Source organism: Clostridium sp. AUH-JLR23 (genome assembly GCF_964238065.1).
Classification (GTDB): Bacteria; Bacillota_I; Bacilli_A; order Erysipelotrichales; family Coprobacillaceae; genus Allocoprobacillus; species Allocoprobacillus merdigallinarum.
The window spans coordinates 1-15,366 of record NZ_CAXSKY010000005.1 but is presented as its reverse complement, the minus strand read 5'-3'; the positions used below and the strand labels follow the sequence as shown (position 1 = coordinate 15,366).

General features: G+C 31.1%; 17 protein-coding genes. 11 read left to right on the top strand and 6 right to left on the bottom strand.

Annotated elements, in window-relative coordinates:
* The first annotated feature begins 91 nt into the window (after window positions 1-91).
* From ACESR5_RS03575 to ACESR5_RS03565, 3 genes are all read left to right on the top strand, one after another.
* On the top strand, window positions 92-649 hold the full coding sequence (locus ACESR5_RS03575; RefSeq protein ID WP_191492729.1) for a histidine phosphatase family protein: 558 nt from the start codon (window positions 92-94) through the stop codon (window positions 647-649).
* A 37-nt stretch (window positions 650-686) separates the two neighbouring features.
* The gene (locus tag ACESR5_RS03570) at window positions 687-956 is read left to right on the top strand and encodes a hypothetical protein (RefSeq protein ID WP_129736979.1); all 270 of its coding nucleotides are present in this window, start codon (window positions 687-689) and stop codon (window positions 954-956) included.
* A 61-nt stretch (window positions 957-1,017) separates the two neighbouring features.
* Window positions 1,018-2,361: an MATE family efflux transporter gene (locus tag ACESR5_RS03565; protein WP_373154271.1), complete on the top strand. Its 1,344-nt coding sequence runs from the start codon at window positions 1,018-1,020 to the stop codon at window positions 2,359-2,361.
* A gap of 52 nt (window positions 2,362-2,413) precedes the next feature.
* Here ACESR5_RS03565 and ACESR5_RS03560 read toward each other — a convergent pair whose 3' ends face one another.
* Complete coding sequence (locus ACESR5_RS03560) at window positions 2,414-3,325, bottom strand: 4-hydroxy-3-methylbut-2-enyl diphosphate reductase (RefSeq protein WP_373154269.1); 912 nt, start codon at window positions 3,323-3,325, stop codon at window positions 2,414-2,416.
* Window positions 3,326-3,407: 82 nt separating this feature from the next.
* Here ACESR5_RS03560 and ACESR5_RS03555 point away from each other — a divergent pair, with 82 nt between their 5' ends.
* The gene (locus ACESR5_RS03555; protein ID WP_373154268.1) at window positions 3,408-3,980 is read left to right on the top strand and encodes a MerR family transcriptional regulator; all 573 of its coding nucleotides are present in this window, start codon (window positions 3,408-3,410) and stop codon (window positions 3,978-3,980) included.
* A gap of 50 nt (window positions 3,981-4,030) precedes the next feature.
* Window positions 4,031-5,599 carry a hypothetical protein gene (locus ACESR5_RS03550; protein WP_191340647.1) on the top strand — a complete coding sequence of 523 codons (1,569 nt, stop codon included), beginning with the start codon at window positions 4,031-4,033 and terminating at the stop codon, window positions 5,597-5,599.
* Here ACESR5_RS03550 and ACESR5_RS03545 read toward each other — a convergent pair.
* On the bottom strand, window positions 5,592-5,927 hold the full coding sequence (locus ACESR5_RS03545) for a hypothetical protein (protein ID WP_087296749.1): 336 nt from the start codon (window positions 5,925-5,927) through the stop codon (window positions 5,592-5,594). The genes ACESR5_RS03550 and ACESR5_RS03545 overlap by 8 nt on opposite strands.
* A 113-nt stretch (window positions 5,928-6,040) precedes the next feature.
* Window positions 6,041-6,664, bottom strand: a complete 624-nt coding sequence (locus tag ACESR5_RS03540; RefSeq protein WP_087304637.1) for a helix-turn-helix domain-containing protein — start codon at window positions 6,662-6,664, stop codon at window positions 6,041-6,043.
* Between the two features lie 300 nt (window positions 6,665-6,964).
* Here ACESR5_RS03540 and ACESR5_RS03535 point away from each other — a divergent pair, with 300 nt between their 5' ends.
* Together ACESR5_RS03535 and ACESR5_RS03530 are read left to right on the top strand one after the other, a co-directional pair.
* Window positions 6,965-8,335, top strand: a complete 1,371-nt coding sequence (locus tag ACESR5_RS03535) for a DEAD/DEAH box helicase (RefSeq protein ID WP_373154265.1) — start codon at window positions 6,965-6,967, stop codon at window positions 8,333-8,335.
* Window positions 8,335-9,198: a deoxyribonuclease IV gene (locus ACESR5_RS03530; protein ID WP_087244572.1), complete on the top strand. Its 864-nt coding sequence runs from the start codon at window positions 8,335-8,337 to the stop codon at window positions 9,196-9,198. Before ACESR5_RS03535 ends, ACESR5_RS03530 begins: the two co-directional genes overlap by 1 nt.
* On the opposite strand, the gene ACESR5_RS03525 is transcribed toward ACESR5_RS03530, so the two are convergent.
* The gene (locus tag ACESR5_RS03525; protein WP_087244571.1) at window positions 9,171-9,431 is read right to left on the bottom strand and encodes a hypothetical protein; all 261 of its coding nucleotides are present in this window, start codon (window positions 9,429-9,431) and stop codon (window positions 9,171-9,173) included. The two genes, ACESR5_RS03530 and ACESR5_RS03525, sit on opposite strands and share 28 nt — an antisense overlap.
* A gap of 124 nt (window positions 9,432-9,555) precedes the next feature.
* Between ACESR5_RS03525 and tig the strand changes: the two genes are divergently transcribed.
* From tig to ACESR5_RS03510, 3 genes are all read left to right on the top strand, one after another.
* Window positions 9,556-10,509, top strand: coding sequence for a trigger factor (tig, locus tag ACESR5_RS03520; protein WP_373154263.1), 954 nt, complete (start codon window positions 9,556-9,558; stop codon window positions 10,507-10,509).
* 110 nt (window positions 10,510-10,619) lie between these two features.
* On the top strand, window positions 10,620-10,790 hold the full coding sequence (locus ACESR5_RS03515) for a hypothetical protein (protein WP_164483489.1): 171 nt from the start codon (window positions 10,620-10,622) through the stop codon (window positions 10,788-10,790).
* A 94-nt stretch (window positions 10,791-10,884) separates the two neighbouring features.
* Window positions 10,885-11,391: a hypothetical protein gene (locus ACESR5_RS03510; RefSeq protein WP_373154261.1), complete on the top strand. Its 507-nt coding sequence runs from the start codon at window positions 10,885-10,887 to the stop codon at window positions 11,389-11,391.
* Window positions 11,392-11,440: 49 nt separating this feature from the next.
* Here ACESR5_RS03510 and ispG read toward each other — a convergent pair whose 3' ends face one another.
* On the bottom strand, window positions 11,441-12,502 hold the full coding sequence (ispG, locus tag ACESR5_RS03505; RefSeq protein ID WP_373154260.1) for a flavodoxin-dependent (E)-4-hydroxy-3-methylbut-2-enyl-diphosphate synthase: 1,062 nt from the start codon (window positions 12,500-12,502) through the stop codon (window positions 11,441-11,443).
* A gap of 175 nt (window positions 12,503-12,677) precedes the next feature.
* On the opposite strand from ispG, the gene ACESR5_RS03500 reads away from it, so the two are divergent.
* Entirely contained in the window at window positions 12,678-14,321 is a 1,644-nt protein-coding gene (locus ACESR5_RS03500) for a hypothetical protein (RefSeq protein ID WP_373154259.1), read from the top strand.
* A gap of 128 nt (window positions 14,322-14,449) precedes the next feature.
* Here ACESR5_RS03500 and ACESR5_RS03495 read toward each other — a convergent pair whose 3' ends face one another.
* The gene (locus ACESR5_RS03495; protein WP_206080708.1) at window positions 14,450-15,046 is read right to left on the bottom strand and encodes a helix-turn-helix transcriptional regulator; all 597 of its coding nucleotides are present in this window, start codon (window positions 15,044-15,046) and stop codon (window positions 14,450-14,452) included.
* Between the last annotated feature and the right edge of the window lie 320 nt (window positions 15,047-15,366).

Genomic DNA, 15,366 nt, shown 5'->3' with positions numbered 1-15,366 from the left:
TTTAACACTCTTAGGAGTGTTTTTCTTTATAGTGTCGTTTGTCTTGAGTGTGGTCAAGGTTTCATCTATAATATTTATGGAGGTATGGAATATGAAAGATTTATATTTAATGAGGCATGGTGAAACATTATTTAATCAAAGAAGAAAGATACAGGGATGGTGTGATTCTCCATTAACTGAAAAAGGAATAGAACAAGCTCAAAAAGCAGGAGAATTATTAAAAGATATTCATTTTGATCATTGTTATAGCTCTACGGCTGAAAGATGTTGTGATACACTTGAACTTGTGACTCATCAACCTTATCAAAGATTGAAGGGAATTAAAGAAAGATATTTTGGTGTGTTTGAAGGTGAAAGTGAAGATTTAAATCCTCCTGTTGATAAATATGATGATTTCTTTCCTATTTATGGGGGAGAAACAAGATTACAGGTTATGGAAAGAATGGTAACAACGCTAAAGGATATTATGGAACAGGATGCATGTCAGACTGTTTTGGCTGTATCACATGCTGGAGCTTGTCGTTGTTTTTTATCACATTTAGGGCAACCTGAACAATTATTGAATGGTCAAAAATTAGGGAATTGTAGTATTTTACATTTTCATTATGATCAAGGTCAATTTACATTTGTTGAAATGTTGAATATTTAAGAAATGAGGCACTCTTAGAAGTGCTTTTTATTGTGAAATGATTTTTGGTAATGATTCAAAAGCGATTCCATTATATCAATCATTAAGTATTGATTTTCAAAAAAATATACAGTCTTATTTAGTGGGATTACGCACTTTATCTATTTATGAAAGATGGATTGAACATCATGAAAAAGAAGCTTTAATAATTGATCAAAAATTAGATACATATCAATCATCTTATCCATATCGTGTTGAAATAGAAATGCAAAAAGATCTTATTCAAAATATTAATTCTTTAAGAACCATAGATTTTGTAGATTTATAGTATTGTAAAAATAAAAAACAGGAGTACAATAATTGTTTGTATAGGGAAAGGGGAGAAAAGGATGGATCAAAGTCGAAAATCTACAGATTTGATTTATGGAGGTATAGCAAAATCTATTTTTTGGTTTTCAATCCCACTTTTGATTGGAAATCTATTCCAGCAACTATATAATACTGTAGATGCATATGTCGTAGGGAATTATGTTTCTAAACAGGCATTGGCTGCTGTTGGGGCGTCTTCACCTATCACAAATATGCTTATTGGTTTTTTTATGGGATTGGCAACAGGTGCAGGAGTTGTGATTGCTCAATACTACGGAGCCAATGATTCTAAAAGATTAAAACAGGCTATTCATAGTTCAGCAGCTTTAACGATTGTTATGGCTATTTTCTTAACGATTGTTGGTGTTTTATTCACTAATCCACTTCTACATATGATAGGTATACCTGCAGATGTGTTTCCTGAATCATCAACATATTTAACAATTTATTTTGGTGGAATCACTTTTGCATTGATTTATAATATGGGGGCAGGTGTTTTACGTGCTGTTGGAGATTCAAAAAGGCCACTCTATTTTCTAGTAGCAGCCTGTTTAACAAATATTGTGTTAGATTTATTGTTAGTGAGAGGTTTCCATATGGGTGTAGCAGGAGCAGCTATTGCGACTGATGTTTCTCAGGCATTAAGTGCTTTACTGGTTTGTATTGTCTTGATGAAAAGTGATGAAGTCTATGCTTTAAAAATAAGAAAAATTCGTTTTCATCTTCCTATTTTAAAGCGTATTATTATGATTGGATTGCCTACGGCTTTACAACAAAGTATTGTGTCTTTATCTAATGTCGTGGTGCAATCTTATGTCAATGTTTTTGGCTCAGATGTTGTGGCAGGTTATTCAGCAACGATTCGTATTGATGGTTTTGTGAATTTGCCTTTACAAAGTTTTAATATGGCAATTACAACATTTGTTGGACAAAATATTGGAGCTAAGCGATATGATCGTGTCAAACGTGGTTCAAAGATAGCTTTATGGATGACTTTTGCGGTTGTGGGAGCTATGACTGTCTTTTTATTCTTCTTTGGAAGAGATGTTATTCGTATCTTTAATAGCGATCAGGCAGTAGTAGAAGCAGGATGGAAAATGTTATTTGCCTTTTTAACATGTTATATGTTATTACCAATTGTGCAGATTTATAATGGTGTTTTAAGAGGAGCTGGAAAATCATCTATCCCAATGTATATTATGGTATTTAATTTTGTTATTTTAAGACAGATTTATTTAGCTATTGTAACTTCAATGACATCTGATGTTTTCTTTGTTTTCTTTGGCTGGCCAGTGACATGGATCAGTGCTGCTATTATGTTTATTATTTATTATCATAAAGTGAAATGGTTACCTGATGATTAAGTTTTCCTTTCTGGAAAACTTTTTTAATAAAAAAATGCATGAAAACATGCATTTAGTCTAATATTTTTGTTAAGTCTATCGGTTGTTTAAAGAAGGTCTGAGGATCATTTTCATTAAATTGATGTAAGAATTCTATAACTTGATTTGTTAAATAGGTTGGTGTAGATGCACCTGAAGAGACTGCAGCTTTCTTTTTCCCTTTTAACCAGTTAATATTTAAATCATCAAGACTCTCAATCATATGAACTTCTTTCTTTTCACTAGCAATGCTTGCTAGTTTTTGAGTATTGTTAGAATGAGGATCACCCACAATGAAAACAATATCAATATCTTCTTCCATGTTTTTAATAGCTTCTTGTCTGATTTTCGTTGCTGTACAAGTTTCTTTTTCGATTGTGACATGAGGAAGTATCGTTTTGGCATACTCACATAAATCATAGACATCGTATAAAGACATGGTTGTCTGATTCGTCATCACATAATGCTTATTTGGATCCATCATTTGAATATCATTTTTGCTGGTAATCAAATGAACTCGTTTTTCATCAATAGAAATAGCACCTTCAGCTTCAGGATGTCCTTTTTTTCCAATATATAAAATGTCATATCCTTCATTCAATTTCTTTTTGATTAAATCATGTGTCTTAATCACATCTAAACATGAAGCATCAATGACATTGAGACCTTTATTTTTCGCTTTTTCAAATACCTGATCACTGGCACCATGAGCAGTGACAATGACGGTTCCGTGTTGAATCTGATCTAATAATTCTAGACGTGTTTGACCAGGAATATCAATTGTCTGAATACCTCTTTCTTTTAATGCATCAACAATATATTGATTATGAACAATCATTCCTAAGATATAAATAGGTTGTTGTTCATTTTGTGCGTTTTTAGCTATTTCAATAGCACGGACGACACCTTTACAGTATCCTCTTGGGGTAATAGCTTTCACTTGCATACCTTTTCACCTCCACTTCATTGTATCATAATTTCTTGTGATGATGAAGAAATCTTTATATAATGAAAGCAGGTGGTTGATGATGCATATTCAGGAAGTTTCTCAACAATTAAATTTATCTAAGAAAGCGATTATGATTTATGAACAAAAAGGGGTCATTCATCCTCAAAAAGATGTTCATGGTTATCGTGTTTATCAACAGAAAGATATTGAAAGATTAATGCAGATTAAATGTTTAAGACAACTTGATTTCTCTATTTCTCAAATTAAAGATATACTGATCAATAATCAATATGATATTTTTGATCTGAAAAAAGAAGAATATGAAAAACAGATTTTTGATATTGAAACATCATTACAATATATTGATGATGTGAAAAAGAGTTTGACGCAAAAACAGACATTAGATAATTTAAGCCATCAGCTAGAACAAACCAAACAATTGAAAAAAATCAATTCTTCTACACAAACCATCCTACCCTTTGAAAAAATCATAATTTGTTTATCTATTTTTATTTATGCTTTATTTTTATTTGATAATGACTCATTTTTATCTATATTGGCTTCTTTAGCCATGTTACTTATTTTAGTGATTCACTTTTCTTCTACATTTAGACTGTTTTTATATGAAATTTATCAAAAAATAAAAAAATAGTTGCTTTACCCCAAGGGTAGTGCTGTAAAGTCAAGGTGAGGTGAGATACCATGATGATATTTTGGGTAGCTATTTTACTGATATTGATAGTGATTATGGTTTTGAAAGGCTTATGGAATGTTTTTATGCATAAACGATTAGTTCAACTGTTTCCATATCAGCTTGAAAAGGATGAAATAGAATGGAATGAGGAATATGCTGAAACTTTAAAAGAAAAAGCAATATCTAAACAGGAAATTGATGATTTTCAGTTATTAAAAGTTTTACAGAAATGTGACTTTACCTATACGAATATAGGTAGAGAATATATGTATGGTCGTATGTTATCAAAACAATGTGATCATCGTTTGTTAGAAATGATGGTTCAGCGTTATCAGAATCCTCAAATCTTATCTGATACACTTTATCATCTTTATCAGTTAAGTAAAGAATATGACGCATGTTTAGGCTTGTTTCAGCATTCTCAAGTCTTTTCGTTATGGGAAAGACGACTTATCATGTGCTTAGGTTTTTGTCCGATTGTATTTATCATCATGTGGTTTTTCTTAGGTGAGCTGATTTTTTTACCACTTTGTATATATGCAGCTTTGATGATTCTTTTGAATACTTATTATAGTCAACGTACAAAGACTATTGTGACGGAAACAATGAGTTATTGTTTTATGATTGAAGCATTATCACATTTGGTTAAACATTGTGTTTTTCCTGAAGAAGATATTCAAAAATTAAAGCCAATGCTTAAAAAAGCAAAGAGATATACAGTATTGGCACGTGTCATTTATAAGATTTCTAAAATAGATGTTTTCTATTTCACACAGACAATCCAAAGCTTCTTTATGTTATCACTACATCAATATCTCATATTATTAAAGCATCAAGAAGACATGGAAAGCTATATGCTTACTTTCTATGAATATTTAGGAACTGCAGATGTTGCTTTAAGTGTGCGATTAGTACGTGAACGTTATGTCACGTGTTTGCCTGAATTAACACAAGATAAACAGCTTTCATTTGTCGAAGCTTACCATCCTTTAATTTCTAATCCTGTAAAAAATAGTTTTTCAACAACACGTTCTTGTATGATTACAGGATCCAATGCATCAGGTAAGTCTACATTCTTAAAAATGATTGGTATCAATATGCTGATGGCGAAAACTTTGCATACATGTTTTGCAGATGAATGGAAGTGTTATCATTATACGATTCATAGTGCCATTCATATGAAAGATGATTTAACATCAGGAGATAGCTATTATGTAAAAGAAATTAAAACTTTAAAAGCCATGATAGATGATGTGAAAGAAAAGGATTGTATGATCTTTATTGATGAAATTTTAAGGGGAACAAATGAAAAAGAACGTGTGATGATTTCTCAGGCTATTTTGACTTATTTATTTCAAAGTTCATCATTGATTTTGGTGACAACACATGATTTATCTTTGGTTGAAAAGTTTCCTTGGATTGATCAGTATTGTTTCCGTGATGCGATTGTGAATAATCAATTATCCTGTGATTATAAAATACATCAGGGACGTTGTACAGTAGGAAATGCGATTGCATTATTAGAAATTTATGGATATGATGCAGACATTATCAATGCTATAAGAAAGCCTAACTAGGCTTTCTTACTGGTAACATATTCTCAAAAGTCTGTGGTTCCACTTGAACATTTTTATCAATATCCTCATCTATGTCATCTAAATCAAAACTCTTCACAGCTTTAACAACACGGAAAGCTGTTTTGGCGTTATGCAAAACAGGACGTAATTGATTGATAATAGGAATGAGCTGATTAGCCGTATAAAGTGTTTTTTGAGCTGTCTGAATCGTTGATGAAAGATTCATCTGATGAAGTGAATATCTCATAGATTGTAATAATGATGGTTTTTGATACATCATTGGTGGATAATAGGGATAAAAATCATAAGGTGGATATTGTGGATACATGATTAACACCTCCTATGTTAAGATATGTTAAAAGAAAAAAGATGATACTTGTGTTTTGGATAAAGAAAAATAAAGACTTTGAAGAGAAATCATCAAAATCGTCATGAGATATTTTATGCTCTTTGTTTATAAATGAGAAGATTAACAATACTGCCAAGCATGATATAAATCATCCAAAAAAGAATAAATCCAACATAGGAAGCATCAAGAAGAGGATATGGAGCAGTTCCTAAGCCACTTGTCATGATGTTATATGCCATAGATAAAGGAATGAATGTTAATATCCATATATTTATGGACCAAAATAATTGTTTGGCTTTTGTCTGAGAAGATTGATCTGATATGACCATACCAATACCATAAATCATACATCCAAAGATAATCAAAATGAGTCCAGTGAGTGTTGCGATTGCAGTTTGTTTTTCATTCCATATCATTGCGGCAACAATCAATCCAAGGGCATTCATTGTTGTTGCGACGATTGTAAAAATGACACCATTAGGTTTTTCGTGCGTTGATATAGACTCACAAGGAGTGGGCTCAATACCTTTGAGTAAATAGTCTGTTGTTACTTCAAAAAAGTCACTCAATAAAATAATCTTTTCAATGTCTGGTAAAGTTTGTTCGCTTTCCCATTTAGAAACGGATTGTCGTGAAACACCAATTTGATTGGCAAGTTCTTCTTGTGATATTCCTTTTACTTTTCTTAAATGTTGTATTCTATCAGCAATGTTCATATATAGTCTCCTTTCTTAGGCACTCATATTATAACAAAGAATGAAAAAGCAATACTACCAACTGATGTGGTCATTTTGACAACTTTTACGTTCTTTTTGTCACTTTGTTTGCTTTTGCTTCATAAAAGGCTTTTTATTATTGTATCTAGGATTATTTGTAATATCAAGATATATGTCAAATATGTCTTTCCATCTTTTTTGCTTTGACAAATAATCAAAGAAAATATAAGATTTTATCAAAGTTTTTTGCTTTTTTAAAAGTTTTAGTGTATAATCATATGGCTAAAAGGAGGCGATTATATGAAATTATTTGAACAATATCAATTTCAACCTTTTGTAAAAGAAACATTACAAAAGTTGAATTTTCAATCACCAACAGAAATTCAAAAATCAGTCATTCCACTTGTTTATAAACATCGAGATGTGATTGGCATATCACAGACAGGAACAGGGAAAACACATGCTTTTTTAATTCCAATTATGGATATGATAGAGACATCAGCAGATTGTGTGCAGGCAGTCATTACTGCTCCTACAAGAGAATTGGCACAACAGATTTATGATCAGGCTAAAGTTTTTACAAATTATAATAAGAATTTAAGGGTTTCATTAATCATTGGTGGTAAAGATAAACAAAAAACAATTTCAAAGTTGAATGTTCAACCTCATTTGGTTATTGGAACACCTGGACGAATTAAAGATTTATCTTTAGAGGAACAGGCTCTTAAAATTACAACTGCGGATATATTTGTCATTGATGAAGCAGATATGACATTAGAGTATGGTTATTTAGAGGATATTGATGCGGTACTGGGAAAGATGAAAGAGAATCTTCAGATGCTTGTCTTTTCCGCAACAATTCCACAAATGTTAAGACCATTCTTAAAGAAATATATGGACTCACCAAAGATTATAGAAATTGATGAGCATCTGTCAACATCATGTAATATTTCACATTATCTGGTTCCAACGAAACATCGTCAGCGTTATGAAGTTTTAAAAAATATTATGCAGGTCATTGATCCCTACATTTGTATTATCTTCTGTAATAAACGTGAAGAAGTTGAACAGTTAAGTCATCAGTTGCGTGAAGATGGCTATAAGGTTGGAGAAATACATGGAAATCTGGAACCAAGAGAAAGACGACAGATGATGCGTCGTATCAAAAATATGGAATATCAATATATTGTCGCAACTGATATTGCTGCAAGAGGGATTGATATTGATGGTGTCAGTCATATTATTAATATGGAATTTCCAACTGAGCTAGATTTCTATATTCATCGTAGTGGTCGTTGTGGACGTGGAAAATATACGGGTGAATGTTATAATATGTATGATACGTATAATCAACAAATGGTTGAAGCCTTGGAGAAAAAAGGTATTCATTTTGAAGTCAAGGAATTAAAAGGACAGCAGTTTAAACAAAGTCAAGAACGAGAAAAACGTAAGACACGTGTTAAACATCAAACTGAACTAGAAAAGAAAATCTCAGCTATTGTCAGAAAACCAGCCAAAGTGAAACCTGGATATAAGAAAAAACGTAAAAGACAAATTGAAGCTATGGTTCAAAAAGAAAGACGTGCGATGATTAAACAGGACATTAGAAGACAAAAGAAAGAACGTGCAAAACAGGCACAAAGAGAAAAACGTGAAAGAGAGGCACAGTAATGTTGAAGATTGGTAGTCATGTTTCCATGAGTGGAAAAGAAATGATGCTAGGATCAGTGAAAGAAGCTTTATCCTATGATGCAACGACATTTATGTTTTATACAGGTGCTCCACAAAATACTGCCAGAAAACCAGTGAGTCAGTTACGTGTTGAAGAAGCCAAAGCATTGATGGCAGAACATCATATTGATATTCAGGATGTTGTTGTTCATGCGCCATACATTATCAATTTGGCAAATACGATTAAGCCTGAAACATTTGAGTTAGCTGTACGCTTTTTAAAAGAAGAAATTGAAAGATGTGAAGCTATTGGTATCAAACGTTTGGTTTTACATCCTGGTTCTCATGTCAAAGCAGGGGATGAGGCTGGCTTGGATCAGATTGTAAAAGGATTGAATGAAGTCTTACATGAAGACCAAAAAGTACATATTGCTTTAGAAACAATGGCAGGTAAGGGAAGTGAAGTTGGAAAAACTTTTGATCAGCTTCAGTATATTATTGAACATACAAAGCTATCTTCTTTACTGGGTGTTTGTTTGGATACTTGTCATTTACATGATGCAGGTTATGATTTAACTCATTTTGATGACTTGTTGAAAGAATTTGATCAAAAGATAGGTTTAGATCGTTTATTGGTTGTTCATGTGAATGATTCTAAAAATGAACGAGGCGCTCATAAAGATCGTCATGAAAATATTGGATATGGATATATTGGTTTTGATACACTCAATACTATTGTTCATCATCCTCAATTAAAAGATGTTCCAAAGATTCTTGAAACACCTTATATTGATGGAAAAGCTCCTTATCGTGAAGAAATTAATATGTTTGTTCATCAAACATTTAATAATGGTTTAAAATAATGATTTAATAATACAAGTATTTTTTGACAAGTGAATTCACTTGTCAATTTTTTTATATAGTTTTCTAGAACAAAATGATATTGTTCATGTTGTAAGGCGTATTGATTGTTTTTAATCATGTTTAATAATCTTTGTTGTGTAGATTGATCAAGTTCGATATCAAATTCTTTTAAAAGAACTTGAAAATCATCTAATTGAAGTGATGATATATATTCATTGTTTTGATTTGTCATAATTTCCTCCTTAACTATATCCTATGTAGGCGTTAAGAAAATAGACCACATTTTTGATAAGACTTGCGTCAAATATCAATTGTATGATAGAATATGAGCGTTTTAAATAGAAAGGATTAGAAAGATGAGTAAAGTTAATCAATTAGGAAATTACAAAGGAATTGAAGTCAAAGTGACTTCACGTCAAGTATTAGACGAAGATGTTGAAAAAGAAATCCAACATTTATTATCACAAAAGAGTCAATTGGTTGAAAAAGAAGGAACTGTTGAAAACGGGGATGTCACAACAATTGATTTTAAAGGATTAAAAGATGGAGTGGCTTTTGATGGTGGAACTGCTGAAGGATATCAATTAGAAATTGGTTCTGGATCATTTATACCAGGATTTGAAGAACAGATGATTGGTATGAAAAAAGGAGAAACAAGAGATTTAAATCTAACTTTCCCAGAAAATTATGGGGTTGCTGATTTAGCAGGTGCAGATGTTATTTTCCAGGTTACAGTTCATCACATTGCATCAAAAGTACAAGCTCAACTTGATGAAGAATTCGTTAAATCTTTCCAAATGCCAGATATTGAGACAGTGGAAGATTTCAAAAAGAAAGTCAGAGAAAGTTTAGAAAATCAAAATGCTCAGACATTACGTGCTGAAAAAGAAAATAAAGTTTTAGGTGTTTTGATTGAAAACAGTGATGTAGAAGTAGATGAAGCTGATATTCAAAAAGCTTTAGATCAACATGTTCAATATGTCAGCAATGAATTAGCTGGACAAGGTATGGCTTTAGAACAATATCTTCAAATGATGGGAATGGATATGGATGCATTACATGCACAATTAATGCCAGCTGCTAAACAACAAGCTATTTTTGAAGCTATTATTGATGAAATTATTCGTGTTGAAAATTTAATGACAAGTGATGAAGATGTTGACCGTCAGGTTGATTTGATGTCACAACAATATCAAATGGATAAAAAAGATATTTTAGAAAAGATTGATTTAGAAGGTTTAAGACGTGATTTAAATCGTATTCAAGCAAGTCAATTGATTTTAAACAGTGCTAAATTTATTATGGAGTAAAGATTGTCTCAGGGCAATCTTTGTTTTTATTTATTTTATAAATCTGCTAATAAACATATTATAATATAATGGATATAGATGTTGGTGAGAGTTGAAAGAGAGATGAGACTATGAAAAATCAGAATATTTTTATAAGTTTAGGAATTGTCATTTATATTGTGATGTCTGGGATAGATAAATTTGTTTATAGGCTTCCAAATATGGTTTATATTCCCATTGCTATTTTAGGTATTATTTTGATTCTGATTGGTTTTTTAAAAATAAAAAAAGACAATCATTGACAAATGTGAGTAAGAAGATGTTATTTAAAGATAATAAAATATGAGGATTGTCCAAGATCGTTTAATGAAATGATAAAAATGAAGAGGATAAAGTGTGTCGGTATTAAGAAATTTTGAATATTATAAAGAAGAAATAGAATTAGCACTGATTCAAAATGCTGGTGTAGAAATTGAGCTTTATTCCATTGTAGCAAGTATGATAAGAGAATCACAAAATACATCTCCATTATCTATACGAGATGTATCTGCAAGGAGAAAAAGTGATATTTCAATGAAGTTTTATGGGCAAGCAGGTTTCCCGGATTTTGTTGTATTGGCAAGAGAAAAGGACAGTAATGCGAAGCTATATGGATGTATTGAAGTAAAAATGCCAACAGTTTCACTTGATGGAAATGATGAACAGTTAAATGGACATATTCAATCGTTTAAAAAGGTTCTTTATACAAATGGAATCAGATGGATATTTTTTGAGAATGATATAAAAAATGTTCTTTTTGATATTGAACTTGGAGATATAAATAAGAGTCAAATTCTTTGGAAATCACAGAAATATTGGGATGATTTATTACGATGTATATATCAAATCAAATGGGATTTATAAAAGATAGTAGAAATAAAAAACACCAATATAAAAAAGCAATGATTTTTTGTCATTGCTTTTCTATCATTTTGAGTATTTCATCTTTTAAGACTTGGACCATGTCTTCTTGTTTGACTTTTTTTATAACTTCACCTTTTTTAATCAATAAACCTTCTTTAACACCACCGGCAATACCAATATCAGCATGTTTTGCTTCACCAGGGCCATTGACTGCACATCCCATAATGGCGACTGTGATATCAGCATGGATAGTATTCAAGAAATCTTCAATCTCATTTGCGACTGGAATCAAATCATATTGAATACGACCACAAGTTGGACATGATACCAAACTTGGAACATGATCAATCAGTTCTAATTCCTTTAATAATGTTTTAGCAACTTTGATTTCTTCTACAGGATCAGCACTTAAAGAGACACGAATGGTATTACCAATACCCTGATATAACAATGTACCAATACCTAAACTTGATTTGATCGTTCCACCAAGCTTTGTGCCAGCTTCTGTAACACCAATATGTAAAGGACAATCAAAAGTCTGACTAGCAAGAGTATAAGCTTCGATGGTTAATAAAGTATTGGATGATTTTAAAGAAATGGCATAGTCATGAAAATCTAATGACTCTAAAATATCAACATGTTTTTTGGCACTTTCAATCATCCCTTGTGCCGTTGGTTTTCCATATTTTTCTAAAATATCTTTTTCTAAAGAACCACCATTGACACCAATACGAATAGGAATATGATGTTGTTTGCAGGCTTCTACAACAGCTTTAACCTTATCCATAGAACCAATATTACCAGGATTGATACGAATTTTATCAATACCATTTTCAATTGCCAGTAAAGCCAAACGATAGTCGAAATGAATATCAGCAATTAGAGGAATATGAATCTGTTTTTTGATATCAGCAATTGCTGATGCATCCTCTTTATCAAAAATCGCCACTCTTACCATTTCACAACCTGCTTTTTCCAACTCATGAATCTGTTTAACAGTTGCTTCTACATCTTTTGTTTTGGTATTGCACATAGATTGAATAATGACATGATTATTGCCACCCATTGTTAAATGTCCAATTTGAAATGATCTTGTTTCTGTTCTTAACATAATCTAACCTCGTTTCTGTTTTTATTATACACGAAGTTATTCAAAAAATAAATCTATTCCCTATTTTCTATTGAGAGTGATTTTTTCATATATTAAAGTTATCGAAAATCAATAAACAATATTTTCCTTTTTTCGACCGTTATGCTATACTAACCAAAGGAGGGAGAGGAAATTTATGATCAAGTATGAAGATATACTTTTTTTTCGTGATCAGCATATTGTTGATGAATTGTATCAAAAACTGAAAACAGACAATGATAACGAAGAATTAGAAAAAGCATATCAACAGATATCAACAAATAATCAGACACAGTTACATACATTTTTATATCAGTATCGTCAGATTATGACTAAAATCTATAGTGTATGGAATGTAATCAGTTGGCTATTATTTGCAATCTTATTTATTGTATCAGGATCAATGATCTGTGCAACAGGGGTTGCTTATCTGTTTTTCTCAATTGATTTTTTTAAAGGGATTTATCAGTTGATCAGTGAAATAGGAGTAAGTTTGTTGGAGGGGCTCTTTCGTGTTCCAACAGAAACAATCACTTATTTTCAACAAGTTTCACCGATATTTTTATGTATAGTAGGATTAACATTTCTTTTTATTGTGTTATTTACGACTTTATATATAATCAGTTTATTTAAAAAAGATTATCAAAAACAAACATCAATACAAATGAGTCTTGATGATTGTTATCACAGTTTACAGTGTTGTCAAGATGATCCTTGGGATTATATTCGTCAATCTTTTGAAAAAAGAATACATACTAGACGAAACCATCATTTTTTTGAACGCTATTATTATGCCTATATCAAAATTGCTCAAAATCATGAACTTGTAGAAGGGACTGTTCAAGATTTAACAAAAAAAGAACAAATCATTTTATACATTCGTACTTTTACAAATAGTATTAAAAATATTTTTGGTGCATTTTCAATGCCTATCTATATATCAACAGCTCTTTTGATTTCTTATTATAGAAATTTTCAGGCTGTGAGTGCATTAAGATTAAAAAATATTTTAGAATATATACCTTTAGGAGATTGGATTTATAGTCTTTTAGATTTTTGTTATGGAATTGTCAGTCATTTTCCATTATTTTATTATTTAGAAATCTTAGATTTAGAATTCGTAAAAGTCATTTCTTTTTGTATTTGTTTAACAATTGTATGGGGTCTTTATACAATTATAAAGACACGTATCAGTGAAATCAAAAGACAATATTTACGTCGTCAACAATTCTATTTGAAAAAACATCAAGGGTTATATGCATCAAATGAGAAGTTCCCTAAAGTTTATCAATATAGTGTACAATGGACTGTTTTTGTTGTATTTGTATGTATAGCTATAGGATTATGGCAGGCTTTCTTGGCATCTTTTCCATATGATGGAGAAGCAGTTTTTGCGATGATGAAACAAAGACAAGTTGTCTTAGATCAAATGCAGCCTTATGTTGAAGAAAAAAATCATATATTAGGGAATTGGGAACAACGTCTTTCACCTGAATATATAGCAGTTGATTCTTTAACGGATATGGAAAAAACAGGAACTTATAATAACCCTTATTTAAGAATTTATACATATTATACACAAGAGGATGCTACAAAAGCTTTTGAAGATCAAAAAGACAGTTATGATCATTATAAGAAGAAAGAAGATCAATTACAATTAGCCTATTCATCAAAGGGATTTATGATTGTAGATCATGGAATTGTAATGAAAATGTCAAACTCTTCTTCATTGTTACAACAGACATTATCACAAGAAGATATCACAACAATGATTAAACAAATAGGATATACAATTGAATAGAAGTAAACATATCATCATATATGTCGATGGTTTTTTATTGATGATTATATTGATTTTAGGGATTTTTTATTCTTTGAATATACTTCTATTTCAAGAAGAAAAAGCAGTGGAAACACTGCTTTAATTATTCATAGAAATAGTATAAAAAGAGCATATAATTCAACGAGAAAGCCTAAAAAACGTCCAATTTGAGTGCTCTTAAGATAGCCAAATTTTTGATAGGTTTCAGGTGTACAAAAGGGAAATAGAATGAGTGTCATACCTAGACATAACATACCACATCCTGTCGTTATGTTTTTTTGAAATGGTAAAAGAGATAAAGCACTTGTTAATAAAAGGAGAATAGATAAGATAATACCAAGATAAAACCATTTCAGTTGTTTTTGGATTTTGTTTAAAGCTTCAGTATGTGCCAATTGACATGTTTGTGAGCAATAGGCTTGAGTTTTTGTCTGGTCTAAAAAATATCGAGCTTCTTTTCCACAATAAGAACATTTGACATGCTGATTGATGATTGGTATGTGTGAATCTTTTGTATCTGTAAGTTCAGATAAACTGATTTGGAACAATTCAGCAAGTTCAATAAGATTTTTCATTGAGGGTTCACTTTGGTTTGTTTCCCATTTTGAAACAGCTTGTCTACTAACACCTAATCTTTCAGCAACATATTCTTGAGATAATTTCATTTGCTGTCTCTTCTTTTTTATATTTTGACCTAATGACATTTGATAAACCACCTTTCATTGTATAATCATTATATCAAATGATATTCAAAAGACCACCAACTCTTTGTCAACTATCAGTTGCTTTATAAAAAAAGCACTTTATTACAAAGTGCTTGCAGGCTGTTGACAAAGTAAAAAAAGTCAACAGCTTTTAGTTTTCAAATAAAAGAGTATATGGTATTATATCTATTGTCGTGGATGACTTCTTTCCAAGTACGCAAACTTTGAGGCTCCACGACCTTTTTTTATCATCATGTCATGAAAATATGATATAATGTAAGTGCGTATTTGGAGGTAAAATATTATGGCAATGACATGTT

Bases quoted from the DNA above. Each gene is read 5' to 3' on its own strand.
- ACESR5_RS03575 (WP_191492729.1), top strand. From the start codon at position 92: ATGAAAGATTTATATTTAATGAGGCATGGTGAAACATTATTTAATCAA.
- ACESR5_RS03570 (WP_129736979.1), top strand. From the start codon at position 687: ATGATTTTTGGTAATGATTCAAAAGCGATTCCATTATATCAATCATTA.
- ACESR5_RS03565 (WP_373154271.1), top strand. From the start codon at position 1,018: ATGGATCAAAGTCGAAAATCTACAGATTTGATTTATGGAGGTATAGCA.
- ACESR5_RS03560 (WP_373154269.1), bottom strand. From the start codon at position 3,325: ATGCAAGTGAAAGCTATTACCCCAAGAGGATACTGTAAAGGTGTCGTC.
- ACESR5_RS03555 (WP_373154268.1), top strand. From the start codon at position 3,408: ATGCATATTCAGGAAGTTTCTCAACAATTAAATTTATCTAAGAAAGCG.
- ACESR5_RS03550 (WP_191340647.1), top strand. From the start codon at position 4,031: ATGATGATATTTTGGGTAGCTATTTTACTGATATTGATAGTGATTATG.
- ACESR5_RS03545 (WP_087296749.1), bottom strand. From the start codon at position 5,927: ATGTATCCACAATATCCACCTTATGATTTTTATCCCTATTATCCACCA.
- ACESR5_RS03540 (WP_087304637.1), bottom strand. From the start codon at position 6,664: ATGAACATTGCTGATAGAATACAACATTTAAGAAAAGTAAAAGGAATA.
- ACESR5_RS03535 (WP_373154265.1), top strand. From the start codon at position 6,965: ATGAAATTATTTGAACAATATCAATTTCAACCTTTTGTAAAAGAAACA.
- ACESR5_RS03530 (WP_087244572.1), top strand. From the start codon at position 8,335: ATGTTGAAGATTGGTAGTCATGTTTCCATGAGTGGAAAAGAAATGATG.
- ACESR5_RS03525 (WP_087244571.1), bottom strand. From the start codon at position 9,431: ATGACAAATCAAAACAATGAATATATATCATCACTTCAATTAGATGAT.
- tig (WP_373154263.1), top strand. From the start codon at position 9,556: ATGAGTAAAGTTAATCAATTAGGAAATTACAAAGGAATTGAAGTCAAA.
- ACESR5_RS03515 (WP_164483489.1), top strand. From the start codon at position 10,620: ATGAAAAATCAGAATATTTTTATAAGTTTAGGAATTGTCATTTATATT.
- ispG (WP_373154260.1), bottom strand. From the start codon at position 12,502: ATGTTAAGAACAGAAACAAGATCATTTCAAATTGGACATTTAACAATG.
- ACESR5_RS03500 (WP_373154259.1), top strand. From the start codon at position 12,678: ATGATCAAGTATGAAGATATACTTTTTTTTCGTGATCAGCATATTGTT.
- ACESR5_RS03495 (WP_206080708.1), bottom strand. From the start codon at position 15,046: ATGTCATTAGGTCAAAATATAAAAAAGAAGAGACAGCAAATGAAATTA.